The 19,741-nt window shown below is 53.8% G+C and carries 12 protein-coding genes and 1 pseudogene; 11 read left to right on the top strand and 2 right to left on the bottom strand.

Translation table 11 applies throughout. The annotated features are described in order from the left end of the window. Positions 1-65: 65 nt before the first annotated feature. From B9T62_RS20565 to B9T62_RS20550, 4 genes are all read left to right on the top strand, one after another. Positions 66-1,481, top strand: a complete 1,416-nt coding sequence (locus B9T62_RS20565) for an ABC transporter substrate-binding protein (RefSeq protein ID WP_087917005.1) — start codon at positions 66-68, stop codon at positions 1,479-1,481. A gap of 224 nt (positions 1,482-1,705) precedes the next feature. Continuing rightward, positions 1,706-3,517: a cache domain-containing sensor histidine kinase gene (locus tag B9T62_RS20560; RefSeq protein WP_087917004.1), complete on the top strand. Its 1,812-nt coding sequence runs from the start codon at positions 1,706-1,708 to the stop codon at positions 3,515-3,517. Next, on the top strand, positions 3,510-5,117 hold the full coding sequence (locus tag B9T62_RS20555) for a response regulator transcription factor (protein ID WP_087917003.1): 1,608 nt from the start codon (positions 3,510-3,512) through the stop codon (positions 5,115-5,117). Before B9T62_RS20560 ends, B9T62_RS20555 begins: the two co-directional genes overlap by 8 nt. Before the next feature lie 31 nt (positions 5,118-5,148). After that, positions 5,149-7,164: a heparinase II/III family protein gene (locus tag B9T62_RS20550; protein ID WP_245863937.1), complete on the top strand. Its 2,016-nt coding sequence runs from the start codon at positions 5,149-5,151 to the stop codon at positions 7,162-7,164. Between the two features lie 483 nt (positions 7,165-7,647). Here the strand turns inward: B9T62_RS20550 and B9T62_RS20545 are convergent, their stop codons facing one another. Further along, positions 7,648-8,865, bottom strand: coding sequence for an IS4 family transposase (locus B9T62_RS20545; RefSeq protein ID WP_087913723.1), 1,218 nt, complete (start codon positions 8,863-8,865; stop codon positions 7,648-7,650). Between the two features lie 721 nt (positions 8,866-9,586). Between B9T62_RS20545 and B9T62_RS20540 the strand changes: the two genes are divergently transcribed. After that, positions 9,587-10,723, top strand: a complete 1,137-nt coding sequence (locus tag B9T62_RS20540; protein WP_087917002.1) for a glycoside hydrolase family 88 protein — start codon at positions 9,587-9,589, stop codon at positions 10,721-10,723. A 44-nt stretch (positions 10,724-10,767) separates the two neighbouring features. Here the strand turns inward: B9T62_RS20540 and B9T62_RS20535 are convergent, their stop codons facing one another. Beyond that, complete coding sequence (locus tag B9T62_RS20535; protein ID WP_157793938.1) at positions 10,768-11,232, bottom strand: hypothetical protein; 465 nt, start codon at positions 11,230-11,232, stop codon at positions 10,768-10,770. A gap of 242 nt (positions 11,233-11,474) precedes the next feature. Here B9T62_RS20535 and B9T62_RS20530 point away from each other — a divergent pair, with 242 nt between their 5' ends. From B9T62_RS20530 to B9T62_RS20505, 6 genes and pseudogenes are all read left to right on the top strand, one after another. Next, positions 11,475-13,358 (top strand): DUF2264 domain-containing protein, encoded by a 1,884-nt coding sequence (locus tag B9T62_RS20530; RefSeq protein ID WP_087917000.1) that lies wholly within the window; start codon positions 11,475-11,477, stop codon positions 13,356-13,358. A gap of 245 nt (positions 13,359-13,603) precedes the next feature. Beyond that, positions 13,604-14,413: a GNAT family N-acetyltransferase gene (locus tag B9T62_RS20525; protein WP_087916999.1), complete on the top strand. Its 810-nt coding sequence runs from the start codon at positions 13,604-13,606 to the stop codon at positions 14,411-14,413. Positions 14,414-14,421: 8 nt separating this feature from the next. Then, positions 14,422-14,625: pseudogene (locus B9T62_RS20520) on the top strand (SDR family oxidoreductase); the annotation flags it as partial. 147 nt (positions 14,626-14,772) lie between these two features. Further along, the gene (locus B9T62_RS20515; RefSeq protein ID WP_087916997.1) at positions 14,773-15,936 is read left to right on the top strand and encodes an AI-2E family transporter; all 1,164 of its coding nucleotides are present in this window, start codon (positions 14,773-14,775) and stop codon (positions 15,934-15,936) included. Positions 15,937-15,959: 23 nt separating this feature from the next. Further along, a complete protein-coding gene (locus B9T62_RS20510; RefSeq protein ID WP_087916996.1) occupies positions 15,960-17,927 on the top strand; it encodes a DinB family protein in 1,968 nt (655 codons plus the stop codon). An 859-nt stretch (positions 17,928-18,786) separates the two neighbouring features. Further along, on the top strand, positions 18,787-19,740 hold the full coding sequence (locus B9T62_RS20505; protein ID WP_087920345.1) for a metal ABC transporter solute-binding protein, Zn/Mn family: 954 nt from the start codon (positions 18,787-18,789) through the stop codon (positions 19,738-19,740). Position 19,741 lies beyond the last annotated feature (1 nt).

The following is a 19,741-nucleotide window of genomic DNA, read 5'->3' as shown; positions in this document are numbered from 1 at the left end:
CATGTCGACAATGAAAGCGCATTCTATAATGAGTGGGAAGACAAGATGATGAGGGAGGGTTATACATGAGAAAAAGAAAAGTGTGGGCAAGTGCAATGTCGGGTGTCTTGATGTTAAGTCTGCTGGCGGGCTGCGGGGGCAACAACGGCAATAATGCCGCAGGCGGCAAGGCAACTGCAGCTCCGGATGCTACGAATAGTGCCGCAGGCACGGATAGCGGCAGCGGGGAGAATGTGAATCTGCGGTTATACACCTATGGTACAGAAGAAGCCTACAACTGGAAGCATACGCTGGAGGCTTATAAAGAGGTAGAACCCGGCGTAACGGTAGAACTGGTGCAGCTGAGTGAGAAGGGCGATACCCAGGAAGCGTTCAAGAAGCTGGATCTGGAAGCCGCCTCCTCTGCGCAAATGGACATTCTGATGTTCAGTGATGCTGCCGGTTACGCTCAGCGCGTAGCGCTTGGCATGGCTGAGCCGCTGGATGAATTCATCGCCAAAGACGGCTATAAAGTGGAAGAAGACTATAAAGTGGATACGCATCTGGACGGCAAGGTGTATGCGCTGCCCGGGAAATTCAACCCATGGTATGTACTGCTGAACAAAAACCATCTGGATGAAGCCGGACTTGCGGTTCCTGCAGACTGGACCTGGGATGAGTTCGCCGATTATGCCAAGAAGCTGACGCAGGGTGAAGGCGCGCAGAAACGTTACGGCACTTATTTCCACGGCCCGCAGGGCGGAGGCTGGATGGAGTTCCTGAAGCTGAAGCTGGAGAACCAGCCACAGAATGCCGAATTCCTTAAGGCGGATGGTACGTCCAATCTCGACGATCCCAACTTCAAGTCAACGCTGGAGCTGAGATTGAGAATGGAAAAAGAAGATCAATCCTCGGTGCCTTACTCCGATATGATCTCGCAGAAGCTGGCTTACCGCACCCAATTCTTCAATGAATCGGCAAGCATGCTGCTGATCGGCAGCTGGATGAATACCGAAATCGGCGGAACGGACAAGGTGCCGCTTAACTTCAATATGGCCGTTGCTCCATTTCCAAAGAACAATGCAGGCGATGAGAAAGGGCTGACTCCGGTTACGACCGACTACGTGGCTGTGGCCGCCAAATCGAAGAACAAGGAAGCCGCCTATAAATTTGTCCGCTGGTACACTACCGAAGGACAGCTGGTGCAAGGCAAGAACATTCCAGCCTGGAGCAAGGTAACCAGTGACCAGGTCGAAGGCATCATCGATACCATTCTGTCCGGCACCAAGAACCCGGAGAAAGTAGACAAAAAGACCCTGGTAGATACGCTGGTGGCTTCTAAAGCCTCGGCGATCATTCCACCGGCAACCTACCAATCCGAAGTATACAAAGCGATTAACGAAGAGTATGAAAAAATGATTCTCGGCAACCAGGATGTCGACACGACCGTTAAAAACTCCCAGGACCGGGTGAATAAAATTATCGACGCCAACAAAAAATAAAAATTTGCTATAATAGACACAGCTTTCGACAAAAAATGCCAGTCCACTGCATTATGTCGCAGACCCATTTTGGGGGCGGATTCCTCGTCCCCCTTTTTTTAAAAAAATAAGGATAAAGTATAAATTTCACCTTATCCTTTATCCTTCTATTTCTCGCAGAAACGGATGCCGCCTCTTACAGAGGACGGCGAAGCCGTTTCTACTTGTTTAGGGGGGATCACATCATGTTGAAGAAAATCCGGGAGCTGGCCCCCAAATCGATCCGCCACAAGCTGATTATTGCTTCCATCACCTGTATTCTGGTGCCTGCGGTGCTGACCCTGTTCATCTATAATTCGCTTACCCAGGAGGCTGTGAAGCAGCAGGCGGTTGCCAACGCCGAAGATTCGCTGACACTCGTGGGCGGCTCCGTGGCCAACCGGCTGAAAGGCATGCTGACGATTGCCAATTTCGTACAGGTCAACCCCAGCCTGAAGGCATACTTCAAGCTGGTGGCTTCCGGCAATGAGGTCGGGGACAAGTACCAGCGGTTTATGGATTCCAGCCGGGTGCTGGATCAGCTTGACAGTCTGACAGTAGTGGGCGAGACCAGCTATGTGACCATTCTGCTGACCAATGACACCTATTTCATGAACTATTCAGTCAGCGACTACAATCCGCTCGATCTGAAGAAGAAACCGTGGTTCGGGAAGCTGACAGAGTTGACTGGCCTGGAATCCTACTGGATCGGCGTGGAAGAAACGGATTTCGCCTATGACAAGTTCGATCATCCCTATCAAGTGACGATTGCCCGCACGCTGCGCCGGGATGATGCGGAGATCTACGGGTATGTAGTGATGACGATTATGGAGGACCAGCTGCATAATATCTTCAGCAATCTGTCGGCTGGGCAAAAGGTAGTTCTGCTGGACCAGTTCGATACGATCGTCTCCGGGGGCGATCCGGCCAGCGTCGGGAAACCTTTTCCTTACGCAGATGTTACGAACAAGCTGAAGAGCACAACGACGGTCTCGATAGACGGAGACAAGTATCTGGTGGCCCAGCAGCAGATCGGGTTCAGCGGCTGGCGGCTCGTGCTGATGCAGCCCTATAAGCAGAGCATTGTGAACATCAGCTCGATTTTCAACCGTGTGTTTACAATCCAGCTGATCTCTTTTGTAGTGTTCCTGGCGCTGTTGATCACGCTTGTCCGTACGTTTACGAAACCGCTGGTGCGTCTGGGCAAGGTTACGAGCGCTGTCCAGCGGGGCAATCTGCATGTGCGGTCAGGGGTGCGGGGCAATGATGAGATCGGGCGGCTCGGCTTCCTGTTCGACCAGATGCTGGACCGGGTGAAGGAGATGCTGGCCGAGGTGTCGGACACGCAGGCCCGCAAACGCAAAGCCGAGCTGAAGATGCTGCAGGCCCAGATCAATCCGCATTTTCTGTTCAATGTGCTTAATTCGATCCGCATGAAGGTGATGAAACGCGGCGACCCGGAGAGTGCGAAGATGATTGGGTCGTTGTCGATGCTGCTGCGCATGACAATCAGCCGTGAGGAGGATGAGATCTTCCTGCATGAGGAGATCGATCTGGTCTCGCATTATGTTGGGCTGATGAATCTGCGGCAGAAGGAAGAAGCCAGGCTGCTGCTGGACATCGAACCGGATGCTTTTCTGATCAGAGTCCCGCGTTTTTTCCTCCAGCCGCTGGTGGAGAACGCGCTGATCCACGGCCTCAGCCAGCATCAGGGGCAGATCAGCATTACTGCGGTGCTGCAGGAGCATTATCTGCTGCTGACCGTTGAAGACAATGGGCAAGGCATGGATGAGGAGGGGCTGAAGCGGATTGGCCGCAAGATCGAATCCACGGAGAGCCTGGCTTCGGCGCCGGAGGAGGGCAGAAGCTCTTTCTCGGGCATGGGGCTGCATAATACGGTGGAACGGATGAGAATGACGTTTGGGGAGTTTTTTGAGATCAAGGTGAACAGTCAGCCCGGCTCAGGTACCGTCATCGAGATGCACATACCGCTTAAGGAGGAGAACCGCGATGTATAATGTGATGCTGGTGGACGATGATTATCCCGTTATCGAGCTGTTGTCCGAGACCATCTGCTGGGAGGAGCTGGGCTTCCGCCTGATGGGTGCCCATGAGAATGGCCAGATCGCCTGGGAGCATGCGCAGCGTGAAATGCCGGATATTCTGATTACGGATATCGGCATGCCGCAGATGAACGGGCTGGAGCTGTCCGCAAGGATCAAGGAGCTGAAGCCGGAGGTGCGCATCGCCATCCTCTCCTGCCATAATGAATTCCAGTATGCCCAGGCGGCGATGCGGCTCCATGTGCAGGATTATCTGCTGAAGGATGCGCTCGACCCGGAGGATCTGGTACAGCTGCTGCGCCGCTTCAAGCTCTCTATGGATGAGGAGAATAAGGCGGGTTGGGAGAATTCCCGCCTGAAGCATCTCTTCAGCGGGACCCGGGAGCTGCGCATAGAGCAGAGCATCAAGAACTTTATCCAGCAGCCGCTGCTGTCCCCCGAGAAGTGGCGGGCAGAGGCGGCAGAATTCGGTCTGTTCGCCCATGGGGAGTCCTGCTTCCCCGTCATCGCTTATCTGGAGGATTACCGTCATGTGAAATACCGCTTCACCTCCGAGCAGACGCTGCATTTCGCGCTCAGCAATGTAATGAATGAGGTGCTGGAGGGGATGAAGCCAAGTGGCCTCTACGTGGGATATAATGTAAAGTCCTCGTTCCTGCTGTTCTCCTACAAACCGGGGCTGCAGGGCAATATCCATGCCGAGGCGGCGGCTCTGCTGAAGACGATCCAGTCCACCGTGTTCAGGGTGCTGAAGATCCATCTGTCCTTCATCACGGGCGAGGGCTGCGAGACGCCTGAAGGTCTGAAGCAGCGCTTGAACCAGCTGCTTACCGGGGAGGAGCAGCGCTTCTATCTGGAGCATGGAGCCATCGCGAAGTGCAAACCGCCCGCTCCCGAAGGCATCCGCCAGAATCTGTTCAGCTATTATGACCAGGCGAGCATTGAACTGCGGGAAGTGCTGCTCGGACGGCAGCCGGAGCTGGCTGGTGCGGTGTCAGCGAAATGGATCTCCTTGATCCGCGAGCAGCAATATCTGTCCGAGACGGTCAAGGACTGGATGCTGAAGCTGCTGCTGGATCTGAAGCTGAAGCTGCATTCGCTACAGTCGGCCCGGCCGGCCTACTCGGCCGACACCTTGCATAAGGAGATCGTTGATATCGATTCCCTGCCTGCGCTGCAAGAGTGGATGAACAACCATCTGGAATCAATTGTGGCCGCCAAAGGAGCCGGGGCGGGGGCCTGCAAACGGGTGGAGGTCACGGAAGCCTGCCAATATGTGTCGCTGCGTCTGGGGTCCAGAATTACGCTGGATGAGGTCGCAGACCATCTGCATCTGAATGCAAGCTATTTTAGCAGACTGTTCAAGAAGGAGATGGGTGTGACCTTTATCGAATATATTACAAGACTGAAAATGGAAAGAGCCAAGGAGCTGCTCGATGCGACCCATTCCACCGTGGGCGAAATTTGCGAGCAGCTAGGCTATGACAACCAGAGCTATTTTATCAAAACCTTCAAACTGCATACTGGAGCGACTCCGGTTGAATACCGCGGTTAACGAAGGTGATTGTGAAAAGAGGCGGATGGATATGAAAAAAGAAGAGCAGACAGGTTTGAAAAATGCAGGCAAGCGTGAGTTGAGTGCTGGGGCGGTAGCGGGGAAGCAGGGACGTAATGCTGGAGAGCAGGCCGAGAAGCGTGAGTTGAGTAGTGGGGATGCGGGGAAGCGTGAACTGAGTGTTGAGGTAGAGGCGGAGAAGCATCTGCTGAGTGCTGAGAACATGGGGAAGCAGGAACTCGCAGGTGCGGTCAGTTGGTCGAGCCGGCGTCTGCAACCAGCGGGTCTGCAGCTCTATTACCCGGACGGCGACCCGGGCTGTTTCTGGCAGGAGGTGAGGGAGTCACCGGCATATCAAGCTGACGTTGCCGAGATTGTCGCTGAAGGGCAACGTCTGAAAACGCTACCTATTCCACAGCTGACCTATTCGTTATTTGCGCTCTATGCTACAACCGGCTCCCGGCTGGAATATGAGCGGGTATATTTCGAGCGGCGGCGGCGGTTGAATACGTTCGCATTGCTGGCGCTGCTGGAACCGGAGAATTCGGAGCATCTCTCGCAGCTGACAGAGATCATCTGGTCGGTATGCGATGAATATACGTGGTGCCTGCCCGCCCATGTGGGCGGTGAGGATGCCGGGATCTCCAAGGTGATCGACTTGTTCTCGGCGGAAACGGGGTTCACCTTAAGCGAGATAACGCTTCTGCTGGGAGAACGGCTACCGCGGCGGCTGCAATCGCGGGTCAGAGCGGAAGTGAACAACCGGCTGTTTGCTCCCTACTTACATAACGGACCGCATTTCTGGGAGACTGTTACCCATAACTGGGCGGCTGTCTGTGCCGGTTCTATCGGCTCGGCAGCAATGCTGCTGATGGAGGATGCGGAGAGGCTGGAACAGATTATTCATAAAGTGCAGGGGACCATGGAATTTTTTCTGCAGGGTTATGGGGAGGACGGAGCCTGTCTGGAGGGGCTGGGCTACTGGAATTATGGTTTTGGTTATTTCGTCTATTACGCCGATCTGCTCCGCAAGCTGAGCGGCGGGGAGCTGGACTGGTTCAAGCATGAGAAGGTTAGAAGCATCGCTCAGTTTCAGCAGAAATGTTTCCTCGGCGGGGATCTGGTGGCCAATTTCTCCGACTCTCAGCCTCAGGGCAGTGTACATCTAGGGCTGAGCCATTATCTCGCGGCAGAATTCCCGCAAGTGGAAGCGCCGCCATCCGGCTTGGGCGCCGCCTACCGCGAGGATCACTGCAGCCGCTGGGCACCTGCCCTGCGCAGCCTGCTGTGGCGGAATCCGCAGCTGAACCCTGCGGAGTGGGGCAGTTCCAGCAGCTATCTACCGGATGCGCAGTGGCTGCTGTCCCGTCATATTGCCGAGGACGGCGGAGTTTGCGGCTTCGCGGCCAAGGGCGGCAGCAACGGCGAGCCGCATAACCATAACGATCTGGGCCAGTTCATTCTGGCGAGGGATGGAGTGGTCTACATCGCTGATCTGGGCAGCGGGGAATATACGGCAGGTTACTTCGGGGCAGAACGCTATACGTATGATTGCAACGGCTCCCAGGGACATGCTGTGCCGATCATTGACGGCCGCCATCAGTCGGCAGGGCCGCAGGCTGAGGCTGAGGTGCTTGAAGCTGCTGCCGGCGGGCCCGAAGCTGTGCTGGCAGTAGAGTTGAGCCGGGCGTATCAGGTAGAGGGGCTGCACAGCCTGAAACGTTCTTTCCGGTGGCAGCCCGAATCTGCCATTGCGCTGAAGGTCACTGACGATTATGAATTCCATGCTGCGCCCGGCAAGCTGGTCGAACGGTTCGTCAGCTTTTGTCCTCCGGTTTGGCAGGAGGGCAGCGTGCTGCTTGCTGCGCCGGGCTCGCAGGAGCAGGGAGTAAGGATCACTTGCGAGGGGAACCTGCGGCCGCCTGTGTTTACGGCGCACACTTACCGTGACCATTTTGGCGTGGAGCAGATCTGGTACAGCATTGATTATGAGGCGGATCAGCCGGGGACGCAGGAGCAGTATGTATTTGCGTTTCAGTTTGTCTAAGCAGCTTTAGCCGGGAGATTTATAGACAGGAGATTACTGCGGATTAGGCGCAGTGGGAGTTTGGAGAATTTATCTGAGCCTTCAATAGACTTAGAGCGATGTAGCTTACTGCTTAGTCCATGAGGCCAGCAGGGAGTTAGAAGGTTGTCCGGACCTTTCGGAGCAAATAGATGTGAAAATGGTTACTACTTAGGTCCAACGAAGAATTATAGGGAAAATCTACCGCTAATTGGTCTCAGAATGGGGATTCGATGGGGTTATACAGTAATTTTGCAAAGAACATCACACGAGGAGGCGTGGTAGGCTTATTTACTGTAAGTTACGTTTTGGGAGGGGCGTATTTTGTACACTTTCCCTGGCCCCAGGCGAACGCGTCTGGGGTCTACTCAAAAAAAGCAAAAAAAAGCCACCTCCACTTAAGCCTACACACACCTCATTTTTTTGGATTGGTCTAGCTTCAGTTGTTCATCACTTGTAACTTACCTAAAATTGGATAGGCTTAGGCTTCAACACTTTCGGCCGAGTCGCTGGTCTGCCTCCCTTGTTCCTTCGCCCTTTGCTCGTTCGCTCTTTCGGTCGGTTTAGATGCTTCAGGAAATCCGCCAACGTTCCTTTTATATACAAGCGGAACACGGCTAGCACCCGGCCGATTCGCTGCTTCGGTGCATAACACAGACGGAGCTCTTCGCAGAGCACATACGCAATCAGGTAGAGGTAGATCAGGTTCCATACGGCTTCCGGGTTCCGGCTGCTATAGATTTTTTTCAGGTGTAAGTTGGATTTCATACATTTAAAAAAGAGTTCTACTTTCCAGCGGTAGCGGTACAGCTGTGCGACTTCGAGAGCCGTGATATCCCAGCGATTGGTGAGAACACGAACCAGGTGAGCCTTCTTTTTCTTGTCCGTATACTTGTACTCCACGAGCCGAAATACACCGGTTTTCCCCGTCTTCGGACACGTCAGCTCCACATCCGCATCCAGCACCAGTCCCGCTGCCTTCACCTTCCGCGTTTTAAGCACCTTCACTTTGCTATTTTGCTTGAGGCGAGCGACGAACAGAATACCTGCCTGGAGCCATTGTAGATATTGAGTGTAGTGAATATACCCCCGGTCGAACAAATACGTAATCCCTGTTTGCCAAACCAATGCCGCTAGCACATCAGTGTCCATATCGGCCACCGTCGCGGTAGAAAGCACCGGAGCCATGGGAATCGCCGAGTGCTCGCCCGTCAGGTGCAAGCAGGTATGCATCTTGACGGCGTTTTTTCCAGTTTGCTGGTAGGCCCATTGGCCGCGAACCCGCCCCAGCGTCAGGCTGGTGGAATCGACTGCTGCGAGGGGGCCCAACTTTTTCAGTTTTTTAGGCAGGGACGGTCCTTCCTGTTCCAACAGATGCTCCAGGCGAGAGAGGTATAGCTCACGGAGCACCTCCGGGGGCAGTTCGCCGAGCTTGCGGTTCAAGGACGACTGGTGAATGGATTGAATTCCGGTGCATTCTTGCATCCACGTAGAACTCTCTACATGATCTGCAATCTCTTGAGTCCCTTTTCGTCCTCTAAATATGGCCTCTAAAAAGAGAAACACCGTGTTGCCCCAGTGAAGTTTTTTGGCATAACGGTCGCCGAGCAGCAAGGAAGCATTGCGATCTAACCATTGGGTGACTTGACATAACAACACCTTTTCAGCTACTTTATTAACCAAGAGATCTCCTTTCGTGGGTGTGTGTATACTTCTACGATAATGGAGTCTCTTTTTTTTGTAAATATTCCCTGACTGCTTTGATGTCAGGTTCTTTGCAAAATTACTGGGGGTTATAGGGAGTTTCTACCGCTAATTACGTGCTATCCGCTCATAATGCCCTTGAAAGACAATTTAGTGGTAACTTTTCCCTATATGTCATGGAAATCAAACACTAGCTGGGAGTTAACGGTAGATTTTCCCCATAGCCTCCTTTGTGTTTGGACTTAGAACGCTCAAATCTATATGGGAAAAACCCGGGTCCTAAGTAGTAACCGTAAATGCAAACTAAATTCAGCTGAAACTCCCGTAAGCGGGTGAATAAGTACAATTGTGCAACTAATTTCGAGTAAATCAAACCTATTTCGCTCAGAAGGCTAAATTAGATGCCTTTTTGCAGTTATTCGCTCCAAAATGGAAAAAATCCGAAATTTAGATGCATTTTCGCAACTAAATAAGATGCAGATTCGAGAATGATGATGCGAAATGGCAGAGAAGTCCGGCATATCAGCTCTCTCAGTTAGTAAAGTAACATTCTTTAGTTCACGTTCTTTAAGTGTTTTGTTCGATTATCTGAAAATGTGCCGCAAGTTGAGTTCTAGATATCATAAGATCAGGTATCTTATTGTTCGAGACTACGTATCAACGGGAGCTTTAACAACTAACCGGATTGGGGTGGCTACAGATGAGTATAGAGACAAAGCTGGAGTGGGTAGAGGAAGCATGGGTCAAGGCACTGGACAAAACGTTACAGAACAGCCTGAGGGTTGGAGCGGGGTTCCCGCATGCCAGTCAAGGCGGCAGGTATGTACTGGAGCAGCCGTTCTGGTGGACGGCAGGGTTCTGGCCGGGACAGCTCTGGCTGCTGTATAACGGCAGCGGAGAGGAAACTCTCAAGACGCTCGCTGAGCAATGTGAGGAACAGCTGGACGCGGTGCTGAACGAGTATGTGCGGCTGGATCATGATCTCGGCTTCATGTGGACCTTGACCAGTGTCGCCTCCTACAAGCTGCAGGGTAATGAAGCTTCCAAGATTCGGGCGCTGAAGGCGGCAAACTTCCTTGCTGCCCGTTTTAATCTGAAGGGCAGCTTCATTCGCGCCTGGAATCCCTGGTATGAAGGGGAGGATAACCGCGGGTATGCGATTATCGACTGCGCGATGAATACGCCGCTGCTGTTCTGGGCTTCAGAGGTCACCGGCGATCCGCGCTACCGCCATATCGCGGAAGCACATATGGACACGGTGGTGAAGCATTTTATCCGTCCGGACGGCTCGGTCTACCATATTGTCCGCTTCGACCCGGACACTGGTGCATTTGTCGAAGGGATCGGCGGCCAAGGGTTCGCCGCAGAATCGGCCTGGTCGCGCGGAACAGCGTGGGCGATCTACGGGCTTACCTTGGCTTATCATCATACCGGCAAAACCGAATACCTGCATGCGGCCCAGAAGGTAGCTCATTTCTTCCTCGCGCGTCTGCCTGAGGATCATGTGCCGCACTGGGATTTCCGCGCTACCGGTGAGTCGCGGGAGCTGCGCGACTCTTCGGCTGGCGCGTGCGCGGCCAGCGGCTTGCTGCTGCTGGCGGATCAGGTCGCGGAGGTGGAGGCCTCTGTCTATCGCGAGCCGGCAGAGCGGATGCTGGAATCGCTGTACCGCAATTACGGCAGCTGGGACAACCCGGCCGAGGAAGGCCTGATTCTTCACGGCACCAGCAACTACCCGGCGGGCACGAATATCGACGTGCCGTTGATTTATGGCGACTTCTTTTATGTGGAAGGGTTGGCCCGGCTTAAAGGGCAGGGTCCGTTCTACTGGGAGTAAGGGTCGGGGCTTGATCCGGCGGCCGAAAATAAAGGAAATATCCGCTAATTTCGCGCGGCAAAGCTGGGAAAGTCGAGAAATAAAGGGAAATATCCCCTAAATTCGCCTGGCGAGTTTGGAAACGCTGAAAAATAAGGGATATATCCCATAAAATCGTCCGCAGAAGCTACGATCGCTGAAAAATGAGGGATATATCCCATAAAATCGTCTGCAGAAGCTATGATCGCTGAAAAATAAGGGATAAATCCCATAAAATCGTCCGTAGAAGCTACGATCGCTGAAAAATAAGGGAAATATCCCATAAAATCGTCCGTAGAAGCTATGATTGCTGAAAAATGAGGGATATATCCCATAAAATCGTCTGCAGAAGCTGCGATCGCTGAAAAATAAGGGATAAATCCCATAAATCGTCCGCAGAAGCTACGATCGCTGAAAAATGAGGGATATATCCCATAAAATCGTCCGTAGAAGCTATGATCGCTGAAAAATAAGGGGAATATCCCATACATTAGTCCGGCGCAGCTGGAAACGGATATATCCGCTAAATTCGCTCAGGGAAGCTGGAGCATCTGAGAAATACAGCAATTATCCCCTATTTCCTAAACACGTCCTGTCCGTCGGATGTTGAAACAGTGCAGGTAATCGCACAACACGCAGGGCGCAGATGAGTATGTGACTTATTACAGGATGAGTATGTAACTTTTTTCTGGATGCATATGTAACCTATTCTATGTAAGTGGGAGTGGTACAGATGAGTGATACTAGAGTAGTGCAGGCGGGTTCATCGCTTGCAACCAATCCGCTGCAGACCAGAGCGGATCTGCAGCAAGCGTTTCGGCAGCTGAGTGGTCCGCTGAAACGGCATTACAGCCCCGGAGGCGCCCGGCTCAAGCTGGGTATCACCGGGGTGCATTACGGTTCCGAAACCGCCGAGATGGAGGGATTCTCCCGGGTACTGTGGGGAATGGTGCCTCTGCTCGCGGGAGGCGGAGCGGATGATGAGCTGTGGGAAATATGCCTCAGCGGCATCCGCAACGGGACTGATCCGCAGCATCCCGAATATTGGGGCAAGGTTGCCGATTACGACCAGCGGCTGGTAGAGATGGCTGCTTTTGGCTTCGCCCTGTCGTTGATCCCGGAGCGGATCTGGGGACCGCTATCGACGCGGGAACAGGACAACCTGTACCAATGGTTAAACCAGATGAATAGCCACCCTTGCTACGACTGCAACTGGCTGTTTTTTAATGTGCTGGTTAATATGGGGTTTCGCAAGTCGGGGCTTGACTATGACGCGGGGCAGTTGGAGCGCAATCTGCAGCGATTGGATGATTTCTACGTGTCGGACGGCTGGTACAGCGATGGTGTGGGCGGACATATGGACTATTACGTGCCTTTTGCCTTCCATTATTATGGTCTGCTCTATGCCAAGCTGATGGGGGGAGAGGACCCGGACCGCGCCAAGCTCTACAGGGAACGAGCGGTTACATTCGCCAGCAGCTTCATCCATTGGTTCGCGCCGGATGGCTCTGCGCTGCCTTATGGCCGAAGTCTGGCCTACCGGTTCGCCCAATGCGCCTTCTGGGGTGCACTTGCCTATGCGGAAGTTGAGGCACTGCCTGCCGGTGTGCTTAAAGGGCTGGTGCTCCGCAATCTGCGATGGTGGTTCCGCCAAGGTATCCTGGATGGGGAAGGTTTGCTGACTATTGGTTATGCCTATCCCAATCTGGTGATGGCGGAGAATTACAATTCTCCGGGTTCACCCTACTGGTCCTTTAAGGCATTTCTGCCGCTGGCACTGCCGGAGACCCATCCGTTCTGGCAGGCGGAGGAGCTTCCGCTGCCTGATCTTCCGGCATGTTTCGAGCAGAAGCCTGCACATCTGGTCATCTGCCGCCAGCCTGAGACCGGCCATGTAGCGGCGTTCAACAGCGGCCATCCGCAGACGAATGAGCACACCCATACTTCAGCTAAATATGAGAAGTTTGTATATTCCACCGCTTTTGGTTTCAGTGTGCCCCGCTCAGAATGGGGCCTGGGCCAGGGCGCGTTTGATTCCATGCTGGCGCTCAGCGAAGCCGGAGACAATCTGTACCGTGTCAAAAGAACAAGCGAAGACAGCTGGACCCGGGAAAATGTTCTCTTCGCCAGATGGAAGCCCTGGTCTGATGTTGAGGTGCAGACCTGGATCGCAGCTGGTCTGCCCTGGCATATCCGCATCCACCGGGTGGAGACGGCAAGAGCTCTTGAAGCCGCCGAAGGAGGCTTCGCACTGTCGCTGGCTGCGGACACGCTGGAGCTTGCTCCGGCAGGGCAGCTCACAGCAGCAGCCAGCTGTCCGCAGGGCCGCAGCGAAGTGCGCGGCCTGCACGGCTACGGGCAAGCAGTGCTGGTGCGCCCGCATACCAACACCAATGTGCTGCAGCCGCGCACGGTGATTCCGACCTTGCTTGCCACGCTGCTGCCGGGAACACATTGGCTGATCTCTGCGGTCTGCGGACAGCCCGGGACAGCTGAAGACGCTGCTGCAGGCGACCCGCAGGTGAATCCGGCCGAGCAGCTCGGTGTGATAATTACGGAGCATCAGATCACCGTAAGCACTTCCGGGGGACAAGAGATCGTTATCCCAATCGACTAGATCACCAAGAAGCAGACATCAACCAGTTACGCTGGCCCTCCAGCCGCGCCCAATGATTAGGGCGCGGCTATTTTCTTTCTGCACTAGGAGGATTACAATGAACAGATATAGAACGTGAACTTAAGAATGTTACATACGGAGCTGCCAGGAAGCCCTATGCATCAGGCTTTCTGGCAACTCCACTACTCCATTCTTAAGTTCATCTTATACAGCTCAAGCTTTTGCCATATTTAGGGGGGAGTCGGATGTTTAAAGAGTTCGAAACAGGCGATACCGTGCTTGAGGGGATAGAATTCAGGAAGGATGAGGTGCAGTATAACCTGATTCATCAAATCAATGGGTCTGCAGGTGCTATGAAGCTTAAGACGGCAGCAGACAACCTGATCTATGCCCATACCAAAGGCTATAATCCCTGGCTGTGGATCGCGCCTTCCCTTGGCGCGGCACAGCGGGTGCAACTGGTGCAGCAGCTGGCAAGCCAGCTTCAGGAAACCTTTCTTCCCGGCATAACTGCCGAACCTGAAGCGGCCAGACTGTTCGCGGAGACTTGGGGCGGGATCAGAAACATCAGCTATCATACCCACATGACCATGCACGCCTACCAATGTCCCGTGCTCCGGCAGCCGGTACATGTTGAGGGGAATCTGAGGCTTGCGGGTGCAGAAGACGCGGATACTATTGCCGGGTTTATGGCCCATTTTATTCAAGATGCATTTGGACAGTCTTGTGAGCCGGAGAGCATGCTGTCCTTGGCCAAGGCAACTGCCAGTGCCGGGCGGATGTACCTATGGCTGGTGCATGAGACCCCAGTCGCCATGGCCCAGATCGGCCACCGTTCCGCCAGATATGGGCGCATCAATGAAGTTTTTACCTCGCGGGATTGCCGCAAGCAGGGTTATGCCAGCGCAGTTGTGGCTGGAGTATGTGCCAAGCTGCACCGCGAGGGGCTCATTCCTATGCTGTATGCGGATGCCAAGAATCCCGATTCCAACCAAGTGTATCAGTCGCTGGGCTTCCTGGAGGCCGGAACAATTGCGGATATCAAATTTAACTAATTAAGATGGCAGTGGCACCCACGATGGCAAGCACACCCATGATGAGCCATATTCCGCAGTGGAGGCAGCAGGAATATCAACAGCATCAGCTGATTAAGGAGCCTCTTTTGCCGGAGGATATTGCCGATACGGTGATATTTCTGCTAAGCGCCAAATCCAAGGCGTATACAGGTGCTACTTTTGACATCAATAACGGCTGTTATTTGCGCTAGAAACGGTATATAACTGCATGCTACACACAGCCTCTGGGCGGTGGTGGCGTCGAATTTGACTTGCTGCCCTCGGGTTGACTATGCTATTACAAAAGGGAAGTGAGCATTACCTTCCAAAATATGCTATACAGGCAAGGGGTTGGTTGAATGGAGAGGCTGCAGGTATGGCCGGAGAAATTCAGGAAATTTTTTCTGAATAATAAGTTTGTGGTAAGTTTGCTGATTCTATTATTGATTGGTATCAATGTGCTGGTGTTCTCCAGATTGCCGTTTTTGTTCAAGCCGCTCTCAGTGCTGCTGCATACGGTGGCGGCACCGCTGCTGTTATCGGGGATTGCTTATTATCTGCTGAATCCGCTGGTAGACCGGCTGGAACGGCGCAGCAAGGTGAAGCGTGCTTATGGCATCGTTATTCTATATTTGCTGATCGCGGGCATCATCACGCTGATTCTGCTGACGGTCATTCCGATTATCCGCACCCAGCTGTCGGAGTTGATCGGAAATTTCCCGAAATACAGTGAACAGATCCAAGAAGAGTTCATGAATCTGACTGGAAGCGAACTGTTTGGTCAATTTCAGCAGAGTATTGGTAGTGATTTCAGCGAGATTACCAGCAAGGTGACAACCTGGGGAACCTCATTTCTGAACAATGCCTTGAATGGAGTCGGAAGCTTAGTCGGAGCGCTGACAGAGATTGTACTGGCCGTCGTGACTACGCCGTTCATTCTATTCTATCTGCTGCGTGACGGCAAAAGACTGCCTGATTTCATTATGAGATTCATCCCTACCGCGCTGCAGCCGCAGACCCGGATGGTCATGTCGGAGATGAACAGCCAGGTGGCTTCCTACATCCGTGGCCAGATCATTGTCAGCTGCTGTATTGGTGCGCTGCTCTACATAGGTTATCTGATTATCGGCCTGGAATATTCGCTTATTCTGGCGATTGCGGCAGCATGTACCGCGGTGGTTCCTTATCTCGGACCGGCGATAGCTATCACACCTGCGCTGATTGTGGCCATGGTGACCTCACCGTTTATGCTGCTCAAGATGATTATTGTCTGGACCGCCGTCCAGTTGGTGGAAGGGAAGTTTATCTCCCCGCAGATCATGGGCAAGTCGCTCAAGATTCATCCGATAACGATTATTTTTGTGATTATATTTGCCGGCAAAATGTTCGGTTTGCTCGGAATCATTCTCGCTGTGCCTGGATACGCGGTATTCAAAGTGGTCTGTACACATGTGTTCCAGTGGTTCCGGTTCCGCTCGGGATTGTATAAAGAGCTGGAAGTGAGCAAGGACATTCAGGATTAGGAATAGGACGGAGGAATTAGCAAATGCCAGGAATAATAGCAGCAACCGCTTATGGCAAGCTTCAAGGCCGGCAGGAGAGTGGGGTGAATGTGTGGCGCGGCATCCCTTTTGCCGCAGCACCTGTAGGTAGTTTGCGGTTCCATGCGCCCAGACCGCCTGAATCATGGAGCGGTGTCCGCGATGCCTATGACTTCGGCCCGGTCAGCCATCAGCCTGCCGACAGCAGAGGTACCCGGTTTGGAGGGGCGAAACCGCTGCATTCCGAAGACTGTCTGTATCTGAATGTGTGGGCGGCAGCGGAAGGTGCAGCGGATCGGCCGGTCATGGTGTGGATTCACGGAGGAACCTTCGTAACCGGTGCAGGCAGCCAGCCGATGTTTGACGGCTCAAGCCTCGCTGTTCGCGGAGATGTCATTGTAGTTACGATTAATTACCGGCTGGGACCGTTTGGATTCCTGCATTTGTCGCCGCTGGGCGAAGGGTTGTGCTCCAACCAGGGCTTGCTGGACCAGATCGCTGCCCTCGAATGGGTGCAGGGCAATATTGCCGCCTTCGGCGGTGATCCGCAGCGTGTGACGGTGTTCGGCGAATCGGCAGGCAGCATGAGCATCGCTGCCCTGCTGGCCATGCCTGCGGCCAAAGGCTTGTTCTCGGGAGCAATCATGCAGAGCGGAGCGGCGCAGACCCTGCCCGCCAAGCAAGGGGCGGAGGTAGCAGGAGCCTTGCTGGAGGAGCTGGGTTTACAAGCGGATACAGCAGCCGCCGAATTGCCGAAGCTGACAGCGGAGCAGATTATTGACGCTGCCGAGCGGATGGTCTATAAGCTCTCGGGAGATTCGCTCAGCATGTTCTTCCAGCCGGTGATTGATCCGGACACGCTGCCGGTGGAACCGGCAGAGGCGGTAAGAAACGGGGCTGCGCGCGGTATTCCGCTGCTGATCGGAACAAACCGCCATGAGGGCAATCTGTTCTTCCGCGAGGGCACCACGGCTGCAGATTTCGAGCAGTCGCTGAAGGCGCTGGAAATGCTGATGGGCACCGGCAGCCTGGCGGAGATTGCCCGCCATTACCCGGCCTCATGGGAAGGGCAGGCGGAGATCCTGACCGATCTGTACTTCTGGAACAGCTCGGTAGCTCTGGCCGAGAGCCAGCAGGCGTATGCTCCGGTCTGGATGTACCGTTTCGATATGGCGGTGCCCGGGCATCCGCTGCTTAGCAAGGCGGTGCATGGTGCCGAAATCGTCTATGTCTTTAACAATCTGGCGCTGCTCCCGCTGCTGGGAATAACCGTTACTCCGGCCATGACTCGGGTAGCGGAAGCGATGCAGGCGGCCTGGATCAGCTTCGCCCGGCGCAGTGATCCGGCCACGGCAGGCCAGCCCTGGCCGGCATACGACCATCGGCATCGGGCTACGCTGGTCTTCGATGAGCAGTTGCGCGTGGTGTTTGATCCGGATACGGAGAAACGCAAACGGCTGAGCGGCTGGTCGGACGGTCCTGCTGACGAAGCGGGTCAGCCGCAGCAGCCGCTGTGTGACTATCAGCTGCGGCTTGCCGCTCATGCGCACTGGGCAAATACGGAGATTCTAAGGGCGCTGCAGGGTACTGGAGGGACTTCTGCCAAGCTGACCACCTTGTTTGGCCATCTGCTGAGCGCGGAACGCGTCTGGCTGGAGCGCCTTAACCACAGGGACAGCTCTGCGATTGCTATCTGGCCGGTCTCTTCACTGGCAGAGTGCGAAGCGCTGCTGAAGGCGAATTACGCCGGGTATCAGCAGTATTTAAGTGCTCTCAGCGATTCCCGGCTGCCGGATATCGTGAGCTACCAGAACAGCAAAGGGATAGCCTATAGCAGCTCCGTAGCGGATATTCTTAGCCATGTTGCTCTTCACGGCAGTTACCACCGCGGCCAGATTTCGACTTATTTGCGCCTGGAGGGCCAAGAGCCGGTGAACACGGATTTTATTAACTATGCAAGGCTGGAAGATTAGCAGGAGTATAAGTTAGAAGGAGTGTACACACCCGTTTACGCAGCGCCTGCTGTGCAGACGGGCGTTTTTTTGTATATATAGGCTATCAACGGACCGTATAGCCTCTATTTTGCGTATTTTCCACCTGTGACGAGTGTTGCGGACCCTATGGCCCTTATGTAGCATTATTCTGCTACAAAGAGAGCCGTTTGCAGCAAATAGAGGCAACTGAGTCCGTTAGCCAGGCGAATCGGCCGATATAGCCCAGAGGGAGGGCTATGCAGTCCGCATTTTCTGACGCTTACCGAGTCCGTCACCCACCATCCAAGAAGCCAACGTCACTCACCGAGCCTGCCGCCAGCCATTCAAGTACCAATGTTACTCACCGAGTCCGCCGCCCAGCCACCAAGAATCTCCGACGTAACTCACCACGTAACCGCTAACCAAGTCGCCTCTCCCGTAACTCATCCCGCCAACGCCCAATCCACCCAGTCGCCCCCGTAACTCACCCCGCCACCGTCCACTGACAACCATTACTCAGCGCCCAATATCACTTTCTCCATCCTTCTCCCAAAGGGTGTTCTCACCATCCCCGCCCGCCATTTACTCAGATTCTAAAAAACTCGAATAGAGAGTCTGCACCGGAAGTAGGGACGCTTTTGCAACCGGATAACGAACGATTTCCGTCCCAATATTGAACATTTGATTAAGGTTTTTCTTGACATCTTAGGCGGAAGCACTTATTTTGTTTATAGGAATAAGTTTTGCCTTAGGGAAACAAATTTAAGCCAAGCCATTATTGTGTCGTAGTAGAAAGAAATAATCAACGTGGATATCAGAGGCTGAGGGAGGAACAAACATGAAATGGAATAGTAATCAAATGTTATCGAGGCGTGTGACAAAATTAGGGATGCTGCTGATGATGGTATTCATACTGCTGCTGTCGGCATGCTCGTCTGGTTCAGGAGATGTGGCGAGTGGCGCCAAGGACGGGAAAATCTCCATTGTAACCACCATCGCTCAAATTGCTGAGCCGCTTGCGGTTATAGGTGGTGACCGGGTCAGCGTTACCAGCTTGATGGGACCAGGGGTTGATCCGCATCTGTACAATGCCACCCAAGGCGATATCGCCAAGATGAGCTCAGCGGACATCGTATTCTACAGTGGTCTGCACCTGGAGGGTAACCTGACTGAGGTGTTTGAACAGATCGGCAAAAGCAAGCCGGTACTTGCTGTGGCAGAGGCCATCCCGCCAGAGAAACGGCTGAAGGATGAGAAGGGGGACATCGATCCGCATGTCTGGTTTGACATTGAGATCTGGAAGCTGGCGCTGGATTCAGCCGCCGAGGAGCTGAAGACTGAATACCCGGACGATGCCGCGCTGTTTGAAGAGAACAAAACCGCTTATTTCGCCAAGCTGGATGAGCTGAAGGCGGAAGCGGATTCGCTGATGAGCTCCATCCCGGAGAACCAGCGGGTGCTGGTAACGGCACATGATGCTTTTGGTTACTTCGGACGGATGTTCGACCTGGATGTGGTTGGCCTGCAGGGACTGAGCACAGAGGATGAGATCGGTATCACGGATGTGGATGATACGATCAGTCTGCTGCTGGAGCATCAGGTGCCGGCCGTATTCGTGGAGAGCAGTGTGAACCAGAATTCGATCAACGCAGTGATTGAAGGCGCGGCCAGCCGGGGGCTGGAGGTTAAGCTGGGCGGAGAGCTGTTCTCGGATGCAATGGGGAATGAAGGAACCGAAGAAGGGACCTATATCGGGATGTACCGCCATAATGTAAACACCATAGCCAAGGCTTTGGGCGGAGGAGGGAACTAGC

The sequence above is a fragment of the Paenibacillus donghaensis genome (genome assembly GCF_002192415.1).
Classification (GTDB): Bacteria; Bacillota; Bacilli; order Paenibacillales; family Paenibacillaceae; genus Paenibacillus_AQ; species Paenibacillus_AQ donghaensis.
The sequence above is the reverse complement of the archived record's forward strand: the minus strand, read 5'-3'. Positions and strand labels throughout refer to the sequence as shown.

Coding starts and splice junctions, on each gene's coding strand:
- B9T62_RS20525 (WP_087916999.1), top strand. CDS start 13,604: ATGTTTAAAGAGTTCGAAACAGGCGATACCGTGCTTGAGGGGATAGAA.
- B9T62_RS20505 (WP_087920345.1), top strand. CDS start 18,787: ATGTTATCGAGGCGTGTGACAAAATTAGGGATGCTGCTGATGATGGTA.
- B9T62_RS20515 (WP_087916997.1), top strand. CDS start 14,773: ATGGAGAGGCTGCAGGTATGGCCGGAGAAATTCAGGAAATTTTTTCTG.
- B9T62_RS20510 (WP_087916996.1), top strand. CDS start 15,960: ATGCCAGGAATAATAGCAGCAACCGCTTATGGCAAGCTTCAAGGCCGG.
- B9T62_RS20530 (WP_087917000.1), top strand. CDS start 11,475: ATGAGTGATACTAGAGTAGTGCAGGCGGGTTCATCGCTTGCAACCAAT.
- B9T62_RS20540 (WP_087917002.1), top strand. CDS start 9,587: ATGAGTATAGAGACAAAGCTGGAGTGGGTAGAGGAAGCATGGGTCAAG.
- B9T62_RS20565 (WP_087917005.1), top strand. CDS start 66: ATGAGAAAAAGAAAAGTGTGGGCAAGTGCAATGTCGGGTGTCTTGATG.
- B9T62_RS20550 (WP_245863937.1), top strand. CDS start 5,149: ATGAAAAAAGAAGAGCAGACAGGTTTGAAAAATGCAGGCAAGCGTGAG.
- B9T62_RS20555 (WP_087917003.1), top strand. CDS start 3,510: ATGTATAATGTGATGCTGGTGGACGATGATTATCCCGTTATCGAGCTG.
- B9T62_RS20560 (WP_087917004.1), top strand. CDS start 1,706: ATGTTGAAGAAAATCCGGGAGCTGGCCCCCAAATCGATCCGCCACAAG.
- B9T62_RS20535 (WP_157793938.1), bottom strand. CDS start 11,232: ATGTATGGGATATTCCCCTTATTTTTCAGCGATCATAGCTTCTACGGA.